The sequence below is a fragment of the Nocardia sp. NPDC004722 genome (genome assembly GCF_053601505.1).
On record NZ_JBSGBY010000907.1, the window covers coordinates 1 to 2,395 of the forward strand.

Genomic DNA, 2,395 nt, shown 5'->3' on the forward strand with positions numbered 1-2,395 from the left:
CACGGTGCAGTTCACCGGTGCGCCGGTCGTTCTCGGCGCGTTCGTCTCCCTGATCTCGGCGGTGCTGTCGTTCGTGGGGCGCGGCAGGACAGCGGGATCCATCAGCGCTGGAGCTCTTTTCGGGTGCGGACTGGTTCTCGTGCTCGACATCGTCGACCGGGAATTGTTCGGTCCTGTGGGCTTCGGCGATGTCGGTGTCGGTGGCTGGCTCCTCGTCGCGGCGACCACTCTGGCTTTGCTCGTGATGGTGCTCGCGGTCGCGTCCGCCGCCGCCAAGCCTCGCTATCGCACGCCGTACGCCCCCATCGCACAACAACATTCGAATTGGTCACCCGGTCCGACGCAACCGGGCTGGCCGCAGGTGCCGCCGGGCTGGGTGCTGGTGCCCGAGGGGTCGGTGCAGACTCCGCCGGGGTGGACGCCACCGGTTTCCGGTCCGCCGGAAGGTGCTGCGCCTTCGGGCCACACGCGCTGAGGTCAAGGCTCCAGCGGGAGGTCTCCGGTGAAGTAGCGCTGGAGGGTGGGGGCCACGGTGGCGGCCAGTTCGTCGACCGGCATGGAGGCGATGGGGTCGAGGCGGAGGAGTTTGCGGGTGACGAGAAGGCCCGCGAGTTGGGAGGCGGCCAGGGCCGCACGTTTTGCGCCGGTGCCGGGGGGTGAGTCCACGCGGGGTTGAATGGCTTTGAGGACTATGTCGAGGATGAAGGTGCGGACCAGGGCGGGGTTCTCGCTGGCGAGGAGGCTGCGGAAGGCGGCGATGGTGGGGACGCCGATTTCGGAGTCCCAGATGGGGACGACCGTGCGGATGATGGTTTCGCCCAATTCCGAGACCGGGACCTGGGCGAAGCGGTCGAGGATGTCCTGGGGGTCGATGGGGAGTTCGAGGGCGGCGGCGAACAATTCGGTCTTGGTGCCGAAATAGTGGTGCACGAGGGCGGGATCGACCGCGGCGGCGGTGGCGATGGAGCGGATGGACGCCTTGTCGAAACCCACTGCGGCGAAACGGGTCCGGGCGGCGTCGAGGATCGCCGCCCGGGTACCGGAGTTGCCGGGGCGGCGACCGCTGCGGATATTGCCCGACGTCACGCAGTCCGCCGGCGTAGGGTGGCCGCGCCCAATCCCAGTGCGACAGCGGCGAAGGCGGCCACGATGAGGATGTCGCGCCACATCTGACCGGTCACCCCGGTGTGCGTGGACACCTGCTGCAGGGCGTCGACGGCGTAGCTCAGCGGCAGCACATTGCTGATCGCCTCCAACCAGCCGGGCAGTTGCCCGCGCGGAACCAGCAACCCGCACAGGAAGAATTGCGGCAGCACGATCACGGGCATGAACTGTACGGCCTGGAATTCGGTGCGCGCGAACGCACTGGCCAGCAGCCCGAGCGCGACACCCAGCACGGCGTCGACGATCGCGATGAGCACCACCAGCATCGGGCTGCCCGCCGCGTTCAACCCCAGCAGCCAGAACGCCACCCCGCACGCCACCCCCGCCTGCACGGCCGCCGCGATGGAGAACGCGGTCCCGTACCCGGCCAGTAGATCCAGCTTCGCCAGCGGCGTGGTCATCAACCGCTCCAGCGTGCCCGAAACCCGTTCGCGCTGCATGGCGATGGCGGTGATGAGGAACATGACCACGAACGGCAGGATGCCGAGCATGGTGATGCCGATCCGATCGAACAGCCGCGGCTGATGCGGCAGCTGCGGATAGTTCTTGTAGACGAAGTACAGCAGCGTCATCAGCAGCGCGGGCACCAGCACGATCATGGCGACCGTGCGCCGATCGGCCTTCAGCTGCTTCAAGATTCGTACGGTGGTGGCGGTGTAGCAGCCCAGCGGTCGCGGACCCGCCGGACGTGCTCCGGCCTGTGCCGAAAAGGTCGCGGTCACAGCTCTTCTCCCATTCGGATCAGCTTGAGGAAGGCGCTCTCCAGACTGGATTCGCCGGTGTCGGAACGTAATTCGGCGGGGGAGAGCTGCGCCAGCAGGCGACCCTCCCGCATGAGCAGCAACTGGTCGCAGTGTTCGGCCTCGTCCATGACGTGACTCGAAACCAGTAGCGTGCGGCCCTGTTTCGCGAGCGCGTGGAACTGCTCCCAGAGATCGGCGCGCAACACCGGGTCGAGACCGACCGTCGGCTCGTCGAGCACCAGCAGCTCCGGATCGGCCACCAGCGCGCACGCCAGCGACACCCGGGTGCGCTGCCCGCCCGACAGTTCGTTGCCGCGGTGATCCATATGACTGGTGAGACCCACCGCGGCCAAAGCGGTTTCGACCCCGCCCGCCGAGGCCCCGTACAAGGCCGCGAAGTAGGCGACATTGTCCGCCACGGTCAGATCGTCGTAGATGCTCGGCGCCTGGGTCACATACCCGACCCGCCGCCGCAGCCCGCGCGACCC

General features: G+C 68.0%; 3 protein-coding genes and 1 pseudogene. 1 reads left to right on the forward strand and 3 read right to left on the reverse strand.

Annotated elements, in window-relative coordinates; genetic code table 11:
* Nucleotides 1–475, forward strand: a pseudogene (locus ACWELQ_RS43850) (hypothetical protein); the annotation flags it as partial.
* 2 nt (nucleotides 476–477) lie between these two features.
* Here the strand turns inward: ACWELQ_RS43850 and ACWELQ_RS43855 are convergent.
* The 3 genes from ACWELQ_RS43855 to ACWELQ_RS43865 all read right to left on the reverse strand — a co-directional run.
* Nucleotides 478–1,086, reverse strand: a complete 609-nt coding sequence (locus tag ACWELQ_RS43855) for a TetR/AcrR family transcriptional regulator (RefSeq protein ID WP_452402881.1) — start codon at nucleotides 1,084–1,086, stop codon at nucleotides 478–480.
* Nucleotides 1,083–1,832 carry an ABC transporter permease gene (locus tag ACWELQ_RS43860; protein ID WP_452402883.1) on the reverse strand — a complete coding sequence of 250 codons (750 nt, stop codon included), beginning with the start codon at nucleotides 1,830–1,832 and terminating at the stop codon, nucleotides 1,083–1,085. The genes ACWELQ_RS43855 and ACWELQ_RS43860 overlap by 4 nt, the downstream gene beginning before the upstream one ends.
* A 50-nt stretch (nucleotides 1,833–1,882) precedes the next feature.
* Nucleotides 1,883–2,395 (reverse strand): ABC transporter ATP-binding protein (locus ACWELQ_RS43865; RefSeq protein WP_452402882.1); only part of this gene is annotated, 513 nt, incomplete at its 5' end.